The sequence below is a fragment of the Microbacterium sp. Kw_RZR3 genome (genome assembly GCF_029222405.1).
GTDB lineage: Bacteria > Actinomycetota > Actinomycetes > Actinomycetales > Microbacteriaceae > Microbacterium.
The window spans coordinates 1-19,892 of sequence record NZ_JARHXC010000105.1; the positions used below are offsets into that span (position 1 = coordinate 1).

The 19,892-nt window shown below is 69.8% G+C and carries 16 protein-coding genes; 3 read left to right on the forward strand and 13 right to left on the reverse strand.

Translation table 11 applies throughout. The features are described from left to right. Positions 1-48 precede the first annotated feature (48 nt). Positions 49-1,143 carry a substrate-binding domain-containing protein gene (locus tag P2P98_RS05700; protein ID WP_275798026.1) on the reverse strand — a complete coding sequence of 365 codons (1,095 nt, stop codon included), beginning with the start codon at positions 1,141-1,143 and terminating at the stop codon, positions 49-51. Positions 1,144-1,359: 216 nt separating this feature from the next. Here P2P98_RS05700 and P2P98_RS05705 point away from each other — a divergent pair, with 216 nt between their 5' ends. After that, positions 1,360-1,941: a cupin gene (locus P2P98_RS05705; protein WP_275798028.1), complete on the forward strand. Its 582-nt coding sequence runs from the start codon at positions 1,360-1,362 to the stop codon at positions 1,939-1,941. A gap of 303 nt (positions 1,942-2,244) precedes the next feature. Beyond that, positions 2,245-3,138 (forward strand): hypothetical protein, encoded by an 894-nt coding sequence (locus P2P98_RS05710; RefSeq protein ID WP_275798030.1) that lies wholly within the window; start codon positions 2,245-2,247, stop codon positions 3,136-3,138. Positions 3,139-3,144: 6 nt separating this feature from the next. On the opposite strand, the gene P2P98_RS05715 is transcribed toward P2P98_RS05710, so the two are convergent. From P2P98_RS05715 to P2P98_RS05745, 7 genes are all read right to left on the reverse strand, one after another. Next, the gene (locus P2P98_RS05715) at positions 3,145-4,659 is read right to left on the reverse strand and encodes an alpha-N-arabinofuranosidase (RefSeq protein WP_275798032.1); all 1,515 of its coding nucleotides are present in this window, start codon (positions 4,657-4,659) and stop codon (positions 3,145-3,147) included. Continuing rightward, positions 4,656-5,912 (reverse strand): family 1 glycosylhydrolase, encoded by a 1,257-nt coding sequence (locus P2P98_RS05720; RefSeq protein WP_275798034.1) that lies wholly within the window; start codon positions 5,910-5,912, stop codon positions 4,656-4,658. Before P2P98_RS05720 ends, P2P98_RS05715 begins: the two co-directional genes overlap by 4 nt. An 11-nt stretch (positions 5,913-5,923) precedes the next feature. Further along, positions 5,924-6,817 carry a carbohydrate ABC transporter permease gene (locus tag P2P98_RS05725; RefSeq protein ID WP_275798036.1) on the reverse strand — a complete coding sequence of 298 codons (894 nt, stop codon included), beginning with the start codon at positions 6,815-6,817 and terminating at the stop codon, positions 5,924-5,926. After that, on the reverse strand, positions 6,814-7,776 hold the full coding sequence (locus P2P98_RS05730) for a sugar ABC transporter permease (RefSeq protein ID WP_058595739.1): 963 nt from the start codon (positions 7,774-7,776) through the stop codon (positions 6,814-6,816). The genes P2P98_RS05725 and P2P98_RS05730 overlap by 4 nt, the downstream gene beginning before the upstream one ends. 70 nt (positions 7,777-7,846) lie before the next feature. Beyond that, positions 7,847-9,109 (reverse strand): ABC transporter substrate-binding protein, encoded by a 1,263-nt coding sequence (locus P2P98_RS05735; protein ID WP_275798038.1) that lies wholly within the window; start codon positions 9,107-9,109, stop codon positions 7,847-7,849. Positions 9,110-9,247: 138 nt separating this feature from the next. Next, on the reverse strand, positions 9,248-10,261 hold the full coding sequence (locus P2P98_RS05740; RefSeq protein WP_058627657.1) for a LacI family DNA-binding transcriptional regulator: 1,014 nt from the start codon (positions 10,259-10,261) through the stop codon (positions 9,248-9,250). Positions 10,262-10,475: 214 nt separating this feature from the next. Next, the gene (locus P2P98_RS05745) at positions 10,476-14,231 is read right to left on the reverse strand and encodes a proline dehydrogenase family protein (protein ID WP_275798040.1); all 3,756 of its coding nucleotides are present in this window, start codon (positions 14,229-14,231) and stop codon (positions 10,476-10,478) included. A gap of 195 nt (positions 14,232-14,426) precedes the next feature. Between P2P98_RS05745 and P2P98_RS05750 the strand changes: the two genes are divergently transcribed. After that, positions 14,427-15,404, forward strand: a complete 978-nt coding sequence (locus P2P98_RS05750) for an acetylxylan esterase (protein WP_275798042.1) — start codon at positions 14,427-14,429, stop codon at positions 15,402-15,404. Positions 15,405-15,556: 152 nt separating this feature from the next. Here the strand turns inward: P2P98_RS05750 and P2P98_RS05755 are convergent, their stop codons facing one another. Genes P2P98_RS05755 through P2P98_RS05775 form a run of 5 tightly spaced genes read right to left on the reverse strand, consistent with a single transcriptional unit; the run spans position 15,557 to position 19,760 of the window. Continuing rightward, positions 15,557-16,117 carry an acyl-CoA thioesterase gene (locus P2P98_RS05755; protein WP_275798044.1) on the reverse strand — a complete coding sequence of 187 codons (561 nt, stop codon included), beginning with the start codon at positions 16,115-16,117 and terminating at the stop codon, positions 15,557-15,559. A 48-nt stretch (positions 16,118-16,165) separates the two neighbouring features. Beyond that, positions 16,166-17,059, reverse strand: coding sequence for a DUF817 domain-containing protein (locus P2P98_RS05760; RefSeq protein ID WP_275798046.1), 894 nt, complete (start codon positions 17,057-17,059; stop codon positions 16,166-16,168). Positions 17,060-17,106: 47 nt separating this feature from the next. Further along, entirely contained in the window at positions 17,107-18,030 is a 924-nt protein-coding gene (locus P2P98_RS05765; protein ID WP_275798048.1) for a ketose-bisphosphate aldolase, read from the reverse strand. A gap of 31 nt (positions 18,031-18,061) precedes the next feature. Next, positions 18,062-18,919 (reverse strand): carbohydrate ABC transporter permease, encoded by an 858-nt coding sequence (locus P2P98_RS05770; protein WP_275798050.1) that lies wholly within the window; start codon positions 18,917-18,919, stop codon positions 18,062-18,064. A gap of 1 nt (position 18,920) precedes the next feature. Continuing rightward, positions 18,921-19,760, reverse strand: coding sequence for a sugar ABC transporter permease (locus tag P2P98_RS05775; RefSeq protein WP_275798052.1), 840 nt, complete (start codon positions 19,758-19,760; stop codon positions 18,921-18,923). Between the last annotated feature and the right edge of the window lie 132 nt (positions 19,761-19,892).

The following is a 19,892-nucleotide window of genomic DNA, read 5'->3' on the forward strand; positions in this document are numbered from 1 at the left end:
CGACAGGGGTGTCGTCGACCGGAGCGGCGTCGGCGTGGAGGGGTGAGGTCATCCCGAGATCGCGGGGAGCCAGTCGGCCACCACCGTGTCGCTCAGCAGGAGCGACGGCTCGGCCTCCCGCAGCTGGGCGACGTTGGTGATGCCCTTCTCGAGCAGGAAGTCGCGGGTGATCGTGATCGCGGGGAACTGCACGGTCGTCTCGTCGAGCTGGCCGGCGAGCGAGAGCGCCAGGGCGCGGACGACACCCGCGCCGACCGCGGAGGGATCGGTCGCGCTCGTGGCGACCCACGGGCTGCCGTCGGCGGTCATGACCTCGATGTCGGCGTTCGAGATGTCGATGCCGTAGACCTTGACCTTGTCCTGCAGGTTGTTCTGCTGGACGGCCTGCACGACGCCCTTCGTGATCTCGTCGTAGGGCGCGAAGATCGCCTGGATCCCGGGGTTGGCCTTGAGCGCGGCGTCGATGAGCGGGATGTTGTCGGTCGCGGTCGACTCGGTGACCTTGCCGGTGAAGAACACCTGGTCGAGGTCGTGCTCGGCGACGACCTCGTCCCACACCTTCTTGCGGCGCTCGAGCGGTGCGAAGCCGTCGGTGCTGGCCAGGCCCACCTTGGCGCCGTCGCCCACGTCGGCGACGAGCTGGTCGAGCACGCCCTGCGCCATCGACGCGTCGGACTGCGACGTCACGATGACGCCGGTGGGGTCGTTGAGGGCGAGGTCGTAGACGATGACCGGGATGCCGGCGGCCACCGCGTCGTGCACGTGCGACTCGATCGTGTCGGTCTGGCCGTGGTCGACGATGATCGCGGCGGGCTTCGAGGCGATCGCCTGCTCGAGGTCGGACGCCTGCTTGGCATTGTCGTTGCGGGCGTCATAGACGGTGAGGTCGATGTTGATCGCGGCCGCCTGGGCTTTCGCGCCCGCCGTCCACGCGGTGAAGAAGTCGCCGGCGCCGGACTGCTGCACGAGCGCGACCTTGACGGGCGCGCCGTCGAACGGTGCTGGCAGGTTCTCGACCTTCTGCACGGGAGCCGCCGAGGCCGCGGGGGCCGCGGTGTTCTGCTGTGCGCAGCCGGAGAGGGCGAGGGCGGCGATGCCGGCGGTCGCGAGAAGCGTCGCCCAGCGGTGGGATCGAACGGACACGGGGTCCCCTTCGTCGAGGAGTCGGGTGCGAGGGGCCGTCCGGGTGCTGTGCCGGTCGGGCCGTCGAGAAGTCAAGCAGCACCGAACGAGCACCGGTTATTCGAGGTTGCACTTTGTTACACCGACACCGACGATCGCACCGGCGAAGTGGGCACTCGGGTCGAATCGGCGAGACAATCGGATCATTCCGCCCACATCGCGCCGAGAGGAGGAGCCGTGACGCTCCTGACCGTCTGGAAAGAGACCGACCCGAGCACTCCCGTGCTCGAGACCACCGACGAATCCGAGATCCGTGACGCGCTGGCCGAGCTCGGCGCCCGCTTCTCGCGCTGGGAGGTCAAGGATGTCGCCCCCGGTGCCTCGCAGGACGAGGTGCTCGCGCTGTACGCCGACGAGATCGGCGAGGTGAAGGAGCGCGAGGGATACACGCTCGTCGACGTCGTCGCCCTCGACCCCGCCCAGGAGAACTACGACGAGGTGAAGACCCCCTCGCGCCAGAAGTTCCTGTCGGAGCACAAGCACGACGACGACGAGGACCGCTACTTCGCGAAGGGTGCGGGCGTGTTCTACCTGCACGCGAACGAGAAGGTGCACGCGGTGTACTGCGAGGCGGGCGACCTCATCTCGGTGCCGGCCAACACCACCCACTGGTTCGACATGGGCACCGCGCCCCACTACGTCAGCGTGCGCTTCTTCCACGACGACGACGGCTGGGTCGGCCACTTCACCGGCAGCCCCATCGCCGAGTCTTTCGCGACCTTCGACCAGCTCGCCGAGCGCCGCGCTCAGCTGGCCTGACCTCCCACCCGGACCCGGCCAGGCCGCGCCTGCCTCGCGCCGAGCCGCCGCCGCCCCGGCCCCTAGCCGGGTCCCGGCCCGGCCAGACCCGGGTCGAAGCTCCCAGAAACGCCCGTTCTTCGCAGTCGTCCCGATGGATTCTGCGGGGAACGGGCGTTTCTGCGTGCCCGCGGCGCCCGCCGAATCGGGCAGCAACAGTAGTGGGTCTGGGCCTCCCCGACGGACCGGTTGCCTGGACGACTCCGGCGTCGTTGACTTCAAGCCCTGAGCGTCTCGCCTGCACCGAGCATTGGAGTCCGCCCCGTGATCCTTTCTGTGATCGTCCTCTCCGTGACCGCCCTGGTGGTCACGAGCGCGATCCTGGGCGTAGGGCTCTGGCTCACCGGGCGTCACGGCCCCACCGGGACCTCGATCCGCTACGGAATCGTCGCCGGCGTCGTCGAGGTGGGTGCGGCGGCGATGTACCTGCTGTGGGTCAACGTGGGCGGGTCGGCGACGTTCGCGACGGCGAACGCCCTTCTCGTCTTGGGGCCGGCCATGATCCCGCTCGCCTTCCACGCCCTTCGTCCGTCGAGGGCGGCGGTGACGTGCGTCCTGGCGTCGTTCGGCTCCGTCGCGGTCGTCGCCGTGACCTCCCTTCTCCTGGACGAGGATGTGGCCGCGACGTGCCGGACCGGCGCCCTGGCCGTGGTGTGCGCGTGCGCCGCCGTGACCGCGGCGATCTCGCCGGAAGCGCGGCGGTCCTCCATCCGCCTCCTCGCGATCGCCGTCGCGGTCTACGCGCTCTACAACGGCGTCCGCACGATCGCCCTCGTCCGTGCCGGCTCCGATGCCACGCCGCTGCCCACGCTGTTCACCGACATCGCGGCGATTCCCATCGGCGTCGTCGCCATGGTGACGGTGGGCGCGGCGACCGTCGTCTTCTGGGTCGCCGTGTACCGCGATGTGCACCGTGCGTGCGACGGGTCTCGGACGCTGCTCGTCATCGCGGACAAAGACGTGACCGCGCAACGGCCGGAGCTGGTCCACGAACTGCGTGAAGCGGCGTCAGCAGTGGAGTCGCTGGCATTACCCGTCCACGGGGGCGCGAGCGTCTCCACCCCCGAAGCGGCACGGAATGTTCTCCGTCTTCTGCGCGAGGAGTACCTGTGGACCGACGAGGAGGTCGCGCTCGTGGCGACGACCCCCGCGCGGTAGTCGGCGTCAGGCGCCCGCGAGCGAGAGCGCCGCCCACGCGATCGGCGGCAGTGTCATGTGCAGGATGCCGCCGTCCACCCGGGCGTCGACGGTTCCGGGCGTCACGCGCTCCGGCTCCTCGAGCGTGTTCCGCGCGTACGGATCGTCGTCGTGGACCAGGTGCGTCTCGGCGATCCGGACGTCACCGAGGCCGCTGACATCGATCGCGATGTCGACGCTCTCGTCGCGACCGCGGTGCACGAGGAAGATCGCCGTCGCGCCGGTCTCGGCGTCGTGGGTGGCGACGGCGTCCACCGCGGGGACCGCGCCGAAGGTCGAGGTCTCGATGGTCGGCCCCTCGACCCGGAGGCGCAGCGCGTCGCCCTGCGCGAGACGCGAGGTGATCGCGAAGGGGAAGAACGTCGTCTGACGCCAGGACGGTCCGCCCGGCTCGGTCATGATCGGCGCGATCACGTTGACGAGCTGGGCGAGGGAAGCGGATGCCACGCGGTCGGTGTGCTTGAGCAGCGAGATCATGAGGCTGCCGAAGACCACGGCATCCAGAGCCGAGTACACGTCCTCGAGCAGGCGCGGGGCGACGGGCCAGTTGTCGACGCCGGTGATCTGGTCGACGTCGTGGAACCGGGTCTGGTACCAGATGTTCCACTCGTCGAACGAGATGTCGATTCTCTTCGCGCTGCCGCGCACGGCACCGACGTGGTCGGCGGTCGCGACGACGGCCTCGATGAAGCGGTCGGTGTCGACCGACGACGCGAGGAACGAGTCGATGTCGCCGTCGTGCTCCTGGTAGTACGCGTGGCACGAGATCATGTCGACGTCGTCGTACGTGTGCTCGAGCACGACGCGCTCCCACTCGCCGAACGTCGGCATCGACGCGCCCGACGACCCGCACACCACGAGCTCGATCGAGGGGTCGAGCTGGCGCATGCCCTTCGCGGTCTGCGAGGCGATCTTGCCGTAGTCGTCGGCCGAGCGGTGGCCGAGCTGCCAGGGTCCATCCATCTCGTTGCCGAGGCACCACACCCGCACGTCGAACGGCGCCGCGCGGCCGTTGTCGATGCGCTGCTGTGAGAGGGTCGTGCCCCCGGGGACGTTGCTGTACTCGAGCAGGTCGAGGGCCTCGAGGACGCCCCGGGTGCCGAGGTTGACGGCGAGCATGAGGTCGCTGCCGGCCTTGTCGAGCCAGTCCGAGAACTCGTGGAGGCCGATCTCGTTCGTCTCGGTCGAGTGCCACGCGAGGTCGAGGCGGCGCGGGCGCTGCTCGCGCGGGCCCACGCTGTCCTCCCACCGGAAGCCCGAGACGAAGTTCCCACCGGGGTAGCGGATCGTCGAGACCCCGAGCTCGCGCACGAGGTCGAGCACGTCGCGGCGGAAGCCCTGCTCGTCGGCCTCGGGGTGACCGGGCTCGTAGATGCCGTCGTAGACGTGGCGGCCGAGGTGTTCGACGAAGCCGCCGAACAGTCGGCGACGGACGGTCCCGATCGGGAATCGGGCGTCGAGGGTCAGGCGGGCGGTGGTCATCGTGCTCCTCGGGATGCGTACTCGGCGAATCGGTCGGCGACGGGGTTGCGGCGGCGCGCGAGCCCGGTCTCGGTCTCCACGAGGTCGTGGAGTCCCATGGTCAGAAGGTGGGCGGACCGCGGCTCGTCGCTGTGTCGGTAGGTCCACTCGTACATGTCGAACAACGGCCACCAGGTGTAGCCCACGACGTCGAGGCCGTCGGCGCGAAGCCCCTCGACAGCGGACACGGAGTCATCCAGCCAACGCAGGCGGGTCGCGACGTCGTCGGTCACGCAGGTCTCGGCGAGCATGACCGGGGCACCGTACCGGGCGGCGTAGGTGCGCAGCATCTCGGCCAGCCCCTCGACGCCGTCGTCACGCGTGGGGCGCGGGTCGGCGAAGCCCCCGGAGTGATGGATGCCGCTCTCGAACAGCTCCGTCGAGTGCCGCGGGTAGTAGTTGACGCCCATCACATCGGGTTGCACCGCGTTCTCGGCGAACCACGCGAGCGTCTCGTCCGAAGTGCCGTGTGCAAGCAGCAGAGGAAGGAGCGGGTGCTCCGCCCCCACCGCGCCGGTCACGAGGTCCTCGACGAGGAAGGCCTGGTGGCGGTAACGCTCCGCTGTCTCGCGGTGCTCGGGGGCGTCGATGTCGCCGGCGTACCGCATCGACGCGTCGACGTGCACGAAGGTGGCGCGCTCCCCCAGCACCTCGGCCACCGCCCGCTGGGTTTCGACGAAACCGCGGGCGATCGCGGTCGAGATCTCGACGAGTCCCGCCTCGCCCCGACGGTACGGGGGCCAGTACGCGTATTCGCCGCTGAACAGGGAGTGCAGCATCGGCTCGTTGACGGGCGTGTAGTCGGTGGCGAGGTCGCGATACCGCTCGGCGGCGCGCGCGGCGTACTCGGCCACGAAGGACGCGTAGTCGGGGTGCGCGAACTCCCCCTCGATCCACGTCGGGGTGCCGTAGTGCAGCAGATCGACGATCGGACGGATGCCGCGAGCGGCGAAGCCGTCGAGCACCCGGTCGGTCCACGACCAGTCCCATCGGCCGCGCTCGGGAGACACGACGTGCCAGGGGATCCCCCAGCGCAAGAACTCGGCATCCACCGACGAGGCGAGATCGAGGTCGTCGCTCCATCGCTCGTAGTGCTCGGTGAGGGCGTACTCGTCGATCGCGCGCTCGCCCGGGCGCTCCTGCGGCACGAAGGTGTTCTCGATGCCGGCACCGAAGTGCAACCGGCCGTCGCGGTACCAGGGTGTCGTCGACATGGGATTCTCTCTCATTTCAGTCCTGACGTTCCGACGCTCTCGACGAACCGCCGCTGGATCAGCAGGAACAGGATCGCCAGCGGCAGCACCGCGATGAGCGAGCCCGCCATCATGACCCCCTGCGGGATGATGCCGCCCGGACCGGTCAGCAGCGTCAGTCCCGAGGTCACGGTGCCCATCTCGGAGTCGGTCGTGAACACGAGCGGCCACAGCAGGTCGTTCCAGTTGTTGACGAAGGTGAAGATGCCGAGCGTGAGCAGCGCAGGCACCGCGTTGGGCAGCACGATGCTGCGGAAGATGCGCAACTCGCTCGCCCCGTCGATGCGCGCCGCGTTGTCGAGATCGCGCGGAAGCGACAGGAAGAACTGCCGCAGGAAGAAGATGCCGAACGCGTCGGCCGCGCGCGGGGCGATGAGTCCCGCGTAGGAATTGACCCACCCGAGGTCGGACACCAGCTGGTAGATCGGGATCAGCGTGGCCTGGAAGGGGATCATCAGGCTCGCGATGATGGCGATCAGCAGCAGCCGACTGCCGCGGAAGTCGAGACGGGCGAGCGCGTACGCGGCGAGCGAGTCGAACACGAGCGCGAAGAGCGTCACTCCGCCCGCGAAGACGAAGCTGTTCGCGATCAGGCGCGCGAAGGGCAGCTCGGTGAAGATCCGCGCGAAGTTGTCGAGCGTCCATTGGCCGGGCAGGAGCGTCGGCGGGTACGCGTTCACCTCGGCCACGGGTTTGAAGGCCGTGAACACGATGATGAGGATCGGCAGCATCAGCACGAGTGTCGCCGCGGCGACCACCATCAGCAGCGCCACCGAGACGAGGCGTCGACGACGCGCCTGCTGCGAGCGCCGCGGGGCGGAGACCCCGGATGCCGAGGCGACGGGGGCGGGGGCGAGGGCGGTCATGCGGCATCCTTCTCTCGACGTGAGAAGAAGAGGAACTGGGTCAGGCTGAGCACGAGGGTGATGAGCAGCAGGACGTAGGAGAGCGCCGAGGCGAATCCGAGCTCGAGCTTGCGGAAGCCGGACTGGTAGATCTCCATGACGATCGTCTGGGTGGTGCCGTAGGGGCCGCCGCCCGTCATGACGTAGATCTGGTCGAAGGCCTGCAGTGCGGCGATGAGGGCGACGATCACGACGAAGCCCATGGTGTTGCCGAGCATCGGGAAGGTGATGCTGCGGAAACGCTGCCACGCGCTCGCTCCGTCGACGCGGGCTGCCTCGTACAGGCTCGTCGGGATGTCCTGGAGCCCGGCGAGGAAGATGACCATGTAGAAGCCGAAGCTCTTCCAGACCGCGACGAGCACGACGGCCGGCATCGCGAGCGTGGGGTCCTGCAGGACGTTCCCGAGTTGGATGCCGAGACCCCGGAGCCAGTAGTTCAGCAGACCGATCTGCGGGTCGAGCAGGTACGACCACGCGAAGGCGGCGACGGCGAGCGACACGATGAACGGGGTGAACAGCGCGGTACGGAACAGGCCCCGAAGCGGCAGCAGCGGGTTGTTCAGCAGGAGCGCGAAGGCCAGCGCCAGGGCGATCGCGATCGGGGTGAACAACACCGCGTACAGGGCCGTGTTGCCCATCGCGCTCACGATGTCGGGGTCGGTGAACACCCGCGCGTAGTTCTCGAGGCCGACGAACTTCTCTCGGCCGAAGCCGCTGGCATCCGTGAACGACAGGCGCAGGGCCGAGACCATCGGCCACGCGACGAAGACCGTGAGGATCACGATGGCCGGGGTCAGGAAGGCGACCACGGTGAGGCGGTGTCGGGGGCTGTGCCGCAGGGGCCCGCGTCCGCCGATCGGTGCCGGCGGCCGGTAGGCCCCGCGCCGACGGGGCGGCGCGCTCGGGGCGTGAGTGGTCATGGTCGTCCTGTTCGAGAAGCGGGCGAAAGGGCACGGGAGGGGTGACGCGGGCACCCCTCCCGTGCGGTCGTCACTTAATGGCCTGCTGGATCTTGCTCTGGGCCGTCGAGAGGAGTTCGTCGACGTCGCCGCCCGCGACCGCTTTCTGCGTGAGCTCGTCGATGTCGGTGATGACGTCGACGCTGTTCACGACACCGGGCAGAAGCGCCCGACCGGTCGGGGCGATCTCGCTGAGGGCGGCCACGACGGGGTTCGACTCCACCGCGCTGAGGGGGATGTCGGCACGCAGGGGAGGCCATCCCGAGCCGAGCGACCACTGGGTCGCGACGTCCTTCTGGAAGAAGTAGGTGAAGAAGGCCTCGGCACCGGCGCGCTGCTGGTCGTCGGCCGACTCCGTGATGCCCATCGCCACGCCGATGGCCGAGGCGGCCTGCTCGGCGGGGCCGGCGGGAAGCGCGGCGATGCCGTAGTCGATGTTGTTCTCTTTCGCGATGGATGCCATCCACGGACCGCCGACGTGCATGGCGGCCTTGCCCGAGCTGAACAGCTGGTCGGCGGCGATGCCGTCGAGACCCGTGGGCGAGATCTTGTCGTTCGTGATCGCGTCGGTCCAGTACTGGATGGTCTTGGCGTTCTCGGGCGAGTCGATGACTGCCTTGTCGCCGCCGTCGACGATCTGGCCGCCTCCGCTGAGGAGCAGGCTCGGCCACAGACCGTTCGCGACGGTGGCGTGGTCGGGGATCGCGACGCCGTACTGCTCCGGCGTGCCGTCTCCGTTTTCGTCGACGGTGAGCTTCTTGGCATCCGCGACCCAGGCGTCCCACGTGGCGGGCGGCTCGGTGATGCCGGCGGCGGTGAAGAGCGCCTTGTTGTAGAACATCGCGAGCGGGACGAACCCCGTCGGCACGCCGTACGGGGTCCCGCCCACGGTCACCATGTCGACGGCCTGGGGGACGAGGTCGGCCGTGTTGCTGTCGGCGGAGCCGTAGAAGTCGGTCAGATCGGCGAACGCGCCGCGGTCGGCGTAGACGGGCATGCGCTCGGCCGGCATCGCGACGATCTGCGGGCCCTCCTTCGAGCTGAGCGCCGGCAGCAGGGTGTCGTCGATGACGGCCCACGTCTTGGTCTCGGTCGTGATCTTGTACTGCGGCTGCGAGGCATTGAAGTCGGCGACGATCTGGTCGAGGACCTTGCCGTCGGCCTCGGTGTAGCCGTGCCAGAACGTGATCTCGGTGGGACCGTCGGACGCGGGGGCGGACGAACCGGAGCAACCTGCGAGGAGCAGGGCCGCGGCGCCGACCGTCGCGAGGACGGAGGTGGTGCGCTTCATCATCTTCGATGCCTTTCGTGTGACTGCGTCGTCTTTTCGGCTCGGGTGCCGACCCGTGGTGCACGTGCAATTTACAACGATGGAGGTAAACGTTGTAAATGGATGATCGCCCGCCTGTGACAGGTTGTCAAGCGCCGGCTCTCAGCGCGTCGTGGATTCGCGCTCGACCAGGCGGAAATCGACGAGGACCTCACGCGGCTCCTCGTCGGCGGCGTCGCCGGTGATGCGACGGACGAGCTGCTCCACGGCGACGCGCGCGATCTCAGAGCGTCCGGGATCGATCGTCGTCAGGGCCGGCAGCGAGTACCGCGTCTCGTCGAGATCGTCGAACCCGACGAGAGACACCTCGTCCGGGATGCGGATGCCGCGCTCGAGCATCACGCGCATGGCACCGAGCGCGATCGAGTCGTTGAAGGCGACGACTCCGTCGAACTCGAGGCCCGAGTCGAGCACCGCGCGCATGGCATCCGCCCCATCGACGCGATGCCAGCGGTCGACCGGCACCACGAGAGCGGGGTCGACGGCGACCCCCGCCTCGTCGAGCGCGGCTTCGTAGCCGCGGAGGCGAAGCCCCGCCGAACCCACGATCTCGCCCGGGTGAGACCCGAGCGCGATCACCCGGCGACGACCGGAGGCGAGCAGGTGGGCGGTGGCCTCGCGTGCTGCTTCGGTGTTGCGCATGGTCACGTGGTCGTGGGCGGAATGGAAGATCCGCTCCCCCAGCAGCACCATGGGCATGCCGACCTCGTCCAGCAGGGGCGCGTCGTCTTCGCCGAGCGAAAGCACCGAGTAGAGCACCCCGTCGAGCCCCCGTCGGCGCGCTCCCCGCAGCGCCGCCAGCTCGCTGTCGCGATCCGCGTCGAACTGCTCGATGAGCACCGAGAACCCGTGCGCGCGGGCCGCTCGCATGACGTCGTCGGCGAGCTCGGCGAAGTAGGGATTGCGAAGGTCCGGGACGATGAGCCCGATCATGTCGGTGCGGCCCGAGCGCAGGCTCCGCGCCGCCTGGTTCGGGCGGTACTGGAGCTCATCGATCGCGGCTTCGACCCGCTCGCGCGTGGCATCGCGCACGTGCGGATAGTTGTTGATCACGTTCGAGACCGTCTTGATCGACACCCCGGCCGCGCGGGCCACGTCGTGCAGCGTCGCCGTCATGGCATCCCCCTCGTTCTGGTCGAGACTCTACAACGTTGCACACCGCAGGCTGGGCGGGCGTCGTCGTTGACTGTCCAAAACACCCGGACGTCGCGAAAAATCGTCCGGGTGTCTTGGACGCTCGAGGGAGATTCGGGAGCATGCGAGCGCGCACGCCCGCGTGCCCGCGTGACCTCGAGCGGAACGTTTGCTCTCGGCATCCGCACCGAGCGCGTCAGATGACCTCGGCGCTCCACGCGTCGCGGTGGCCGAAGCGCAGGGCGGCGATCGACACCGCCTGCTCGCGCAGGAACGGCAGCAGCTCCAGACGTCCCGCGGTGGTCACCTCGTCGGCGTACACCGTCAGCGACACGTCGCCCTCGACCGTCTCGGTCACGGCATCGCGCAGCGCCGAGGTCGTCGCGGCGGGTCCCACCAGACGCACGCGCGTCGGGCGCGGCGCCACGAAGGCGGACTCGTCGGCGGCGTCCGGGGCCGGGGATTCCTCATCCCCTTCGGCGGTCTCGGCATCCGGGATGCCACCCGCCAACCGCTGCAACCACTCCGCGTCGCTCTCGACCGACACCGCGACACCGGCGTCTCCGAGCAAGTGCCGGACCGCCGCCGGAAGGCCCACCGGAGAACTCAGGCTGAACGTCGAGCCCGAGCGGACCGCCGCGACCAGCACGCGCAGCACCGACTGCCAGGCGGCGTCGGCGGTCGCGCGCACCGCGACGTCGGCGGGCCGGTACCGCCAGAGGTTGCGCTCGACACCGAGACGCGAGACGTCCTTCACCCGGCCGAACTCGCGGTCCCAGGCGACGGCGTCCGAGAGCGCCCCGCGCCGCAGCCAGTCGAACGCCTCGTACGACAGGGTCGGCTGCGCGGCCTCGATCAACGCGGTGATGCGACTGTCGAGCCCGCGCAGGTGCAGCGTCGACGACGACGCTCCACCCGACGACGGCCGCCACGAGCCGAGGGTGACCAGGCGGTTCGGTCCCCCCGACATCGCCCCGCCGCCCACGGCAGCCTCGCCCCACCCGCCCACGGGCTCGCGCTGCACCACCGCTCCGGTCGTCGGCCGGTTCACGCGCAGCACGGCGGCGTCCACGCGGTCGAGCCAGAGGTCGAGGTCGGCCGCGTCGCGGGTGTGCAGCCCGGCGACGTAACCCGAACCGATCGCGTTCTGCAGGTCGATCGCGCGGGTCAGCGTCGGCGCGTGCAGGATGCCGAGCACCGGCGCCGCGACCGCCGCCCGGGTCAGGTGCGATCCGGCGCTGACACCCGTGCGCACCCCCGGAGTCCAGAAGCGGCCGGCCATGTCGGGTCCGAGGTCGAGTTCGCGCGGCTGGACGAGCCAGCGCTCCCCTTCCGCGAGAACGGTGAGGGCACGCCGCACCTCGCCCGAGGGCTCCTCGACGAGAGGGCCCACGTCGGACAGCGGGTCGTCGGCCGGGCCGACCCGGAGCGAGGTCACGGCATCCTTCAGCTGATCGAGGAAGCGAGACGAGCGCGCGACCGCCCCCGCGAGGATCACGAGAGACGCCGCCGTGGCCGCTTGCCCGGCGCGCGAGAAGGCACCCTCGACGATGTCGGCGACGGCCTCGTCGATGTCGGCCGAGGGAGCGACGATGACGGCGTTGCGGCCGGCGGTAAACCCCTGGATCGGCAGCGACGGCCGCCATTCGGCGAAGCGCTCCGCGGTGGTGCGCGCGCCCGCGAGCAGCACGCGGTCGACGCCCGGGTGCACGATCAGCGCGCGCCCCGACGCCTCTTCGTTGAGGTCGGCGAAGGTCAACAGGTCACGCGGGACCCCGGCGGCCCAGAGGGCCTCGGCGACGACCGCGCCCGCGCGTCGCGCGCGCGGCGACGGCGTGAGCAGGACGCCCGAGCCCGCCGCGAGCGCCGCGAGCGTCTCGGCGGCGCAGAGCCCGACGGGAGCGTTCCAGCGCGGCGCGACGACGGTGACCCGGTCGGGGACGAACACGGCGCCCGAGACGCGGTCGAGCTCTTTGGCGGTGACGGCGTAGTACGCGGCCGCGTCGACAGCCTGACTCACCTCGGCGTCGGCCTCGTCGACGAGCACCCCGGCCTCGGACGCGAGCACTTCGATGAGCTCGGCGCGGCGGTCCTCGAGCGCGCGCGCCGCGGACTGCAGCACCGTCGCCCGGTCGGCTGCGGCCAGCGCGCCCCACGGCTCCGCGGCCTCGCGCACACGCGCCAGCGCCGCATCGAGACCGGCTTCGTCGTCGATGCGTCCCGCGGCGGCGGTTGCGTCTCCGGCGGTCGACCCGCTCGCCCGACCGATCGCGGCGAGCGCCCAGGCGCGGTCCTCCGCCACCCCGGGGTCGGTGTCGGCGACGTTGCGGAAGCCGGGTGCACCGCCCGCCACCTCGGGACTCTCGCGCACCGAGAACACCGCGGTGTCGACGAACGCCTGCCCTCCGAAGAGCATCTGCTGCACGTCGGGGCCGAGGGCGGACGTGTCTCCGGATGCCGCGGCCTCCCGCGCGATCCCGAGCACCGCTTGCGTCAGACCCGCATCGGCCGCGTCGGCGTCGGCGGGGTCGCGCAGGATCGCGGGGTCGGTCGTCACGCTCCGCCTCGGGACGCGGCCCATCGGCGCAGGACCCTCCGCGGCGGAGACCGCGCGGTGAGCGCGCGCCGCGACGGCCGCGGTCTCGGGCGCGAAGAGGCCGCCCTCGAGGTCGTCGAGCGGCACGGTGTCCTGAGCGGTCTCGGCGCCGGCATCCGCGGCGTCAACCGCACCCGGCACCGCGACGGGGAGGTCCGGCGACGCGGCGACGGCATCGGCGTATGCGGCCGTGAGCCGCGCCGCGACGATGTCGAGATCGTCGGGGTGCACGGCGGCGACCGTCACGACGAACGAGTCGTCCGGCGTCCACGACGCACCCGCCGGCACGGCCAGGGTCAGCGCGGCGTCGGTGTCGTCGGCGACCGCGAGGGCGAGGGCGGCTCGTTCGGGGTCACCGGTCGCGAACTCGACCGCGAGTCCTTCGCGTCCGCGAGTACTGAACGCCTCGCGAAGGGCGCGCACGGCCTGGGCGTCGATGTCGTCGCGCCGGGTGATGGCGGGGGCGACCCACCCGTGGCGCGCCGAGGTCAGGGCATCCGCGGTGTGCAGCGGCGCATCGTCCAGGCGGACCGTCAGCCGGGCGCCCCCGTCGTCCGCACGCTGACGGGCCCACGCGGCGAGTTCGCGCACGGCGTCGACGCTCTCGACCACGGCGATCGGCAGTGCGATCCCGGCGGGGGCCTGCCGCAGGCGGGGTTCCTCGAGCACGCGGGTGAGGACGGCGACCGTCCGGTCGAGATCGTCGCGCCCCTGCACCGCGAGCGTGAGGTGCGTGGCGTGCTCGGCGGCGGCGAGGAACAGCGGCAACAGCCGCTCGGCGGCGGCATCGACGTCGGCGTCGAACGCCCACCGCGACACTCCGCCCGTCGCATCAGCGACCGAGAGCGTCACCCGGTCGACGTCGTCACGGCTCACCAGGGCCCGGATGCCGTCGACCCGTCGTCGCGCGGCGGACTCGCCGAGCACCGCGGGACCGACCAGCCGCACGTCGGTCGTGCCCCCGTGCGCACCGAACGCCGCGAGGGCTGCGCCCAGCCGCTCGGGCCGCGCGTCGACGGTCAGACCGGCGATCAGATCGCGCAGCGCGCGTCGCGCGAGCGGGACGACCGGGGCCGGCATCACCGGCGCAACGGCACCGCCGAACTGCAGAGCGCCGCGCGCGAACCAGGGCAGACTCGCCGGAACCTCGCCCGCGAGCCGGTGCAGGGCGGCCGCGGCCGCGGTCGCTCCCTCCGGGCGGAGCACGCCGTCGGCCGCGGCCGCGACGAAGGCGGCGACGGCGGGGTCGAGCGACTCGCGCGGGACGGTCGAGAATGCGGCCACCCGGGCGGCGGCCCGCAGGGGAACGGCCGAGGAGAGCGTGAATCCGGTCGCGCGCGGGTCTTCGATGCTCATGTCGGTCAGCCTAGGCATCGCGCGCGTGGCATCCCGGCGGCCCGCCGCGCAAGCCGCGGATCGGCGCCCTTTCCGTGAATGGTTCAGCGCACGCCACCGATGCGCGGTACCCCGCGTGCCGGGCGTCATGTCCGCCCCACCTGGGCACCGCTTTCGCTACTGTCGGTGCAGCCCCCTCACCGTTGGAGTTCCCGCATGGCCCAGACTCTCACCGACATGCCCCTCGAGCTGCTGCGCGAGTACCGTCCGGCGCTCACCGCCCCCGACGACCTCGACGCCTTCTGGGACGAGACCCTCGCCGAGGCCCGGGATGCCGCCCGCCCGGCCGTCCTGACCCCGGTCGACGGCCCGCTGCGAGCGCTATCCGTGCAGGACCTCACGTTCACGGGCTTCGGCGGAGACGCCATCCGCGGCTGGGTCGTCCGGCCCCACGGGGGCGAGGTGCTCCCCGCGGTCGTCGAGTTCATCGGCTACGGCGGCGGGCGCGGTCTCGCCGGAGAGAAGAGCCAGTGGGCGGCCGCCGGCTACGTGCACGTGATCATGGACACGCGCGGCCAGGGATCGACGTGGAGCGTGGGTGAGACGCCCGACCCGCACGGCTCCGCCGCCGCCCACCCCGGCGTGATGACCCGCGGCATCCTGGATCCACGCGACTACTACTACCGCCGCCTGTACACGGATGCCGCGCGGCTCGTCGACGAGGTCCGCGCGCTGCCCGGAGTCGACCCGGCCCGCATCGCCGTCACCGGCGGCAGCCAGGGCGGTGGGCTCGCGATCGCCGCGGCCGCCCTCTCCGGAGACAAGGTCGCCGCGGTCATGCCCGACGTGCCGTTCCTGTGCGACTTCCCGAACGCGATCGTGCGCACGCCGTCGGCCCCGTTCACCGAGATCACCCGTTTCCTCGCGATCCACCGCGATGCGGCCGCGAGCGTGCTGCGGACCCTGTCGTACGTCGACGGGGCGATCCTCGCCCGGCGGATCCAGGCGCCCGCGCTCTTCTCGGTGGCGCTCATGGACGACGTCGTGCTGCCGTCGGGGGTGTTCGCGGCGTTCCACGCGCTGGCATCCGAGGACGCCGCGCTCGAGGAGTACACGTACAACGGCCACGAGGGCGGCGGCTACCGACACTGGATGCGGCAGGTCGCCTGGCTCGACGGGCGGTTCGGGCGCTGATCAGGCCCGCCTGGGCGTGACGAGCGGAGGACGAGGGACGGGCGGAGGACGACCGCGGCGGATCGCTCCTCCGCTCGTCCCTGCACCGCCGCTTGCCACACGACGGCACCCGCGCCCCGCCGCGGGACGCCGCCCCGATCAGCCCCGCACCCTCAGCCCCAGACGCTGGGCGCGGGCCGCTTCGTCGAGGGCAGTGCCGAGCCGTCGGCCCAGTCGTGGACCCACTGCTCGATGTCGGGCAGCCCCTCGGGGCGCCCCACGGCGGCGAAGAGTTCGTCGTGCGGCACCGTTCCGCCGGTGCGGCGCAGGATCCGCGCGCGGATGATCGCGCGGGCGTAGATCTCGCCCCCGACCAGCGCGCGGTGCTCGAGGTAGACCGCCCGGTCGTCGTGCCCGATCATGCGCGTTTCGAGGTCGAAGCGCTGCCACAGCTCGAGCGAGCGACGGAACGTGATGGTCTCGGCCGCCACGACGGCGTACCACCCCTGCTTCGTCATGGCCGCCATGAGGCCGGCGCGAGTGAGCAGATCCCACCGGCCCAGGTCGAACAGCGACAGGTATCGACCGTTGTTGAGGTGCCGCAGCAGGTCGATGTCGGTGGGCAGCACCCGGATCCGGATGCGGGTCACCGTGTTCGGGTCGATGGCCCCCTCGCGGCGGAGGCGACGGCGTGCGCGGAAGAGGACCAGCAGGGTCCGCCAGAGGACGTTCACGAGGGGCGAGCGTATCGATCCCACGACGGATCGGCCATTCTCTTGTGCTCAGCCCACAAGCGCGCGGTCTTCGTCTTGTGCGCGGGCATCCGGTTCCCGAGGCGGATACACCCACGTCACGAGCACGACCGACACGATCATCAGCAGGAACCACGACGTGAGCTTGGACGCGTCGACCGGATGCCATCCCCCGACCTGCGACGGATACAGCCATGCCCCGGCGTAGGTCGCGATGTTCTCGGCGAGCCAGATGAACACCGCCACCCCCACGAACGCCAGGAGGATCGGCATCCGGAATCGTCCGCGGAAGAAGCGGAAGTGCATCACGGTGCGACCCCAGAGCACCAGCACCGCCACGATCAGCACCCATCGGAGGTCGACGATCCAGTGGTGCGAGAAGAAGTTGAGGTAGATCAGCCCCGCGATCACCGCCGTGAGCCACTGGCGCGGGTACCGGGTGAAGCGCAGGTCGAACAGGCGATACACGCGCACCATGTAACTGCCGACCGCGGCGTACATGAAGCCGCTGTAGAGCGGTACGCCACCCAGGCGCAGCACGCCGTCGGCGGCGTACATCCAGGAGCCGACGTCGGTCTTGAACAGCTCCATCACGGTGCCGACGATGTGGAAGGTGACGATCACGCGCAGTTCGCGCAGGGTCTCGAGGCGTCCGACCACCATCACGACCTGGATCGCGACGGCCGCGATCGTGAGCGCGTCGTTTCGCGCGAGCGGGGCGTCGTCGGGGTACCAGAGCTTCGCGGCGAGCACGACGGCGAGGAACGCGGCGCCGAAGACGCACGCCCACGCCTGCTTGAGGACGAAGACGGCGAACTCGACCATGCGCGCCCGCGCGCCGGTGGCGGGAGCCTGGGCGAGCAGCCGGTTCGCGAGGGCGTCGAGACGCGCCTCGACGGAGGTGAACGAGCGACGATCCGACACGTTCGCATCGTGGCACACGTCGCCTGGCAGACGCCTCGGCGCCGACGTCAGTGCTGCACGGCGGCCTTGCCCGACACCCACCGCCGCTGACCGACGCCGGCGGGACGGTAGTCGTAGTGGTGACTGGTGCCCGCGGAGGCGAGAACGTCGGCCTTGTGGCGCACCACGTGGCGCACGGCCTCGATGGCGGGCGGACAGATGTCGAGCGGTTCGCGTTGGGCGGGATCGGCGAGCACCTCGCGGAGCTTTCGGTAGTACGCCGTCTTCATGTCCGCCGAGATGTTGACCTTCGCGATGCCGCGCTTGACGGCGGCGGACACCTCTTCGTCCACCGCCCCCGAACCGCCGTGCAACACGAGCGGGATGCCGACGGCGTCGGTGACGCGTTCGATGATGTCGAGCTTGAGCTCGGGGACGAAACCCGCGGGGTAGACCCCGTGAGCGGTTCCCACCGCGACGGCGAGCATGTCGACACCGGTCTCGTCTACGAATTGACGGGCTTGAGCGGGGTCCGCGTAGACGAAGTCCTTCATCTCGGCGAGGGATCGGGGGTCGCGCGGGCCGATCGTGCCGATCTCGCCTTCCACCGATACACCGACCAGGTGCGACATCTCGACGACGTCCCGGGTGAGCGCGATGTTCTCATCGAACGGCAGGAGCGACCCGTCGATCATCACCGACGTGAAGTCGTGGCGCAGGGCCGCGGAGGCCTGCTCGACCGTGGCGCCGTGGTCGAGCTTGATCGCGACCGGCACCGACGATGCCGCGGCCATCGCGAACACGGCAGCGAGGAACTTGTCGCCGACGAATTCCCAATCGTCGGGATGGATGAGCAGGATGACCGGCGACCCGACCTCCTCACTGGCGTCGAGAACCGCGGTGAGCATGCCGAAATCGCTGATGTTATAGGCCGGCACGGCGAAACCGTTGGCATAGGCGGGGGCGACGACGTCACTTCCGGTGAACAACATGATGGGTGCCTTTCTTGGATGTGGGACGGCGTCAGGCTTTGACGGCGCCGGCGGTGATACCGCTGACGAACTGCCGTTGGAAGAAGAGAAAGAGCACCAGGACGGGAACGCTGCCGAGCACGCTCATCGCCATCATTTCGCTCCATTTGAAGGAGTGCTCTCCCATCAGAAGCTGGATACCGACGGGGACGGTTCGGTTGCTCTGGCTCTGCGTCAGCGTCAGCGCGAAGAGGAACTCGTTCCAGGCGACCATGAAGCTGTAGGCACCGACCGACACGATTCCCGGTCGCGCCGCGGGCACGAGGACCTGCCACAGGGCGCGGAACGAGCTTCCGCCGTCGACCTTGACCGCCTCGTCCAGCTCCTTCGGGATGGTGTTGAAGTACCCCGTCATCATGAGGATGGCGTAGGGGATGGTCGCCACCATGTAGGTGAGGATGAGCGCCCACAGGGTGTCGTAAAGCTTCAGCGCCACCACGAGCCCGAAGTACGGGATCAGCAGCGTGATGGGCGGGACCGCCTGCACCGAGATGATGACCGTGTTCACGACGTTCTTGAACGGGAAGGAGAATCGACTCAACGCGTACCCCGCCATGATGCCGGCGAACAATGTCAACGCCACCACCGTGAGAGCCACGATGTAGCTGTTGAAGAAGAACCGCATCTTCTCCGGGCTGCTGAAGATGCCCGTGTAGGCGTCGAGCGTGAACAACTCCGGGAGGAATGTCGGAGGGTATTGGAAGATCTCCGTGTTCGGTTTCACCGAGCTCAGCAGCATCCACAGAGCCGGGAAGCCCGCGAAGATCGCCCCGAGAGACAGACCGATCCACAGGCCCACCTTCTGCGCGGTCTTCGAGCGAGTGCGCGCCGTCGTCGCGAGAGCAGCCATGTCAGTCCCTTGCCTTCTGGTGGCGGACATAGAAGAGGGCGATGATCGCCGAGACGAGGAACAGGATCACGCCGCTCGCCGAGGCGAGCCCGAACTCCCTCTTCGAGAACGCGAGGTTGTACGTGTAGGTGGCGATGGTCTCGGTCGCGTTGAGCGGGCCGCCACCGGTGGCGAGGAAGATGATCGGGAACTGCTGCAGGTTCCAGATGAAATCGAGCATCGCCATCGCGAGGATGATCGGCATCAACTGCGGGATGGTGATGTTGAAGAGCTTGTCGCGCCACCCCGCACCGTCGATCGCCGCCGCTTCGTAGAGGTCGCTGGGAATGCCCTGCAGGCCGGCGAGCAGGCTGATCATGAAGAACGGGTAACCGGCCCAGATGTTGATGTAGATGACCGTTCCCAGCGCAAGGCTCGGGTTCGAGAACCACTCGACTTTCGAACTGATCAGGTTGAGGGTCTCGAGCACGTAGTTGATGACGCCATTGGGGTTGAGCAGCAGCTGCCAGAGGATCACGACGATCGAGGCGGTGAAGACCCACGGGAGGATGTACACGACGCGGAACAGCGCCGCCGCGATCCGGGGAAGCAAGACGCTGTTCAGCATGAGCGCGAAGGTCAGGCCGAGCAGAAGGTGGAAGAGCACCGAGGTGACCGTGAAGACCATCGTCTGCCCGAGAGCCTTCTGGAAGATGGGGTCACCCAGTAGCGTCAGGTAGTTCTGGATGCCGACGAACTCGGGCTTTTTCACCATGATGACGTTCGACAGCGTCGAGTACGTCAGCACCATGGCGACCGGAACCGCCATCATCACCAGCATCACGAGCAACGTCGGAGACATGTAGCCGTAGGCGGTCAGATGGCTTCCCCACCGACGGCGGGCGCGAGCCGGGTTCCGGGGTGACGGCGTCGGCCGCAGTCGCGGCGTGGGCGGTCTGGTCGTGGTTGTCGCTGTCATCACTCTCTCGCAGAC

Excerpts from the sequence above, each read along its gene's own strand:
- P2P98_RS05765 (WP_275798048.1), bottom strand. The coding sequence starts at position 18,030 with ATGTTGTTCACCGGAAGTGACGTCGTCGCCCCCGCCTATGCCAACGGT.
- P2P98_RS05735 (WP_275798038.1), bottom strand. The coding sequence starts at position 9,109 with ATGATGAAGCGCACCACCTCCGTCCTCGCGACGGTCGGCGCCGCGGCC.
- P2P98_RS05745 (WP_275798040.1), bottom strand. The coding sequence starts at position 14,231 with ATGAGCATCGAAGACCCGCGCGCGACCGGATTCACGCTCTCCTCGGCC.
- P2P98_RS05730 (WP_058595739.1), bottom strand. The coding sequence starts at position 7,776 with ATGACCACTCACGCCCCGAGCGCGCCGCCCCGTCGGCGCGGGGCCTAC.
- P2P98_RS05740 (WP_058627657.1), bottom strand. The coding sequence starts at position 10,261 with ATGACGGCGACGCTGCACGACGTGGCCCGCGCGGCCGGGGTGTCGATC.
- P2P98_RS05725 (WP_275798036.1), bottom strand. The coding sequence starts at position 6,817 with ATGACCGCCCTCGCCCCCGCCCCCGTCGCCTCGGCATCCGGGGTCTCC.
- P2P98_RS05770 (WP_275798050.1), bottom strand. The coding sequence starts at position 18,919 with ATGGCTGCTCTCGCGACGACGGCGCGCACTCGCTCGAAGACCGCGCAG.
- P2P98_RS05715 (WP_275798032.1), bottom strand. The coding sequence starts at position 4,659 with ATGACCACCGCCCGCCTGACCCTCGACGCCCGATTCCCGATCGGGACC.
- P2P98_RS05775 (WP_275798052.1), bottom strand. The coding sequence starts at position 19,760 with ATGTCTCCGACGTTGCTCGTGATGCTGGTGATGATGGCGGTTCCGGTC.
- P2P98_RS05720 (WP_275798034.1), bottom strand. The coding sequence starts at position 5,912 with ATGTCGACGACACCCTGGTACCGCGACGGCCGGTTGCACTTCGGTGCC.
- P2P98_RS05750 (WP_275798042.1), top strand. The coding sequence starts at position 14,427 with ATGGCCCAGACTCTCACCGACATGCCCCTCGAGCTGCTGCGCGAGTAC.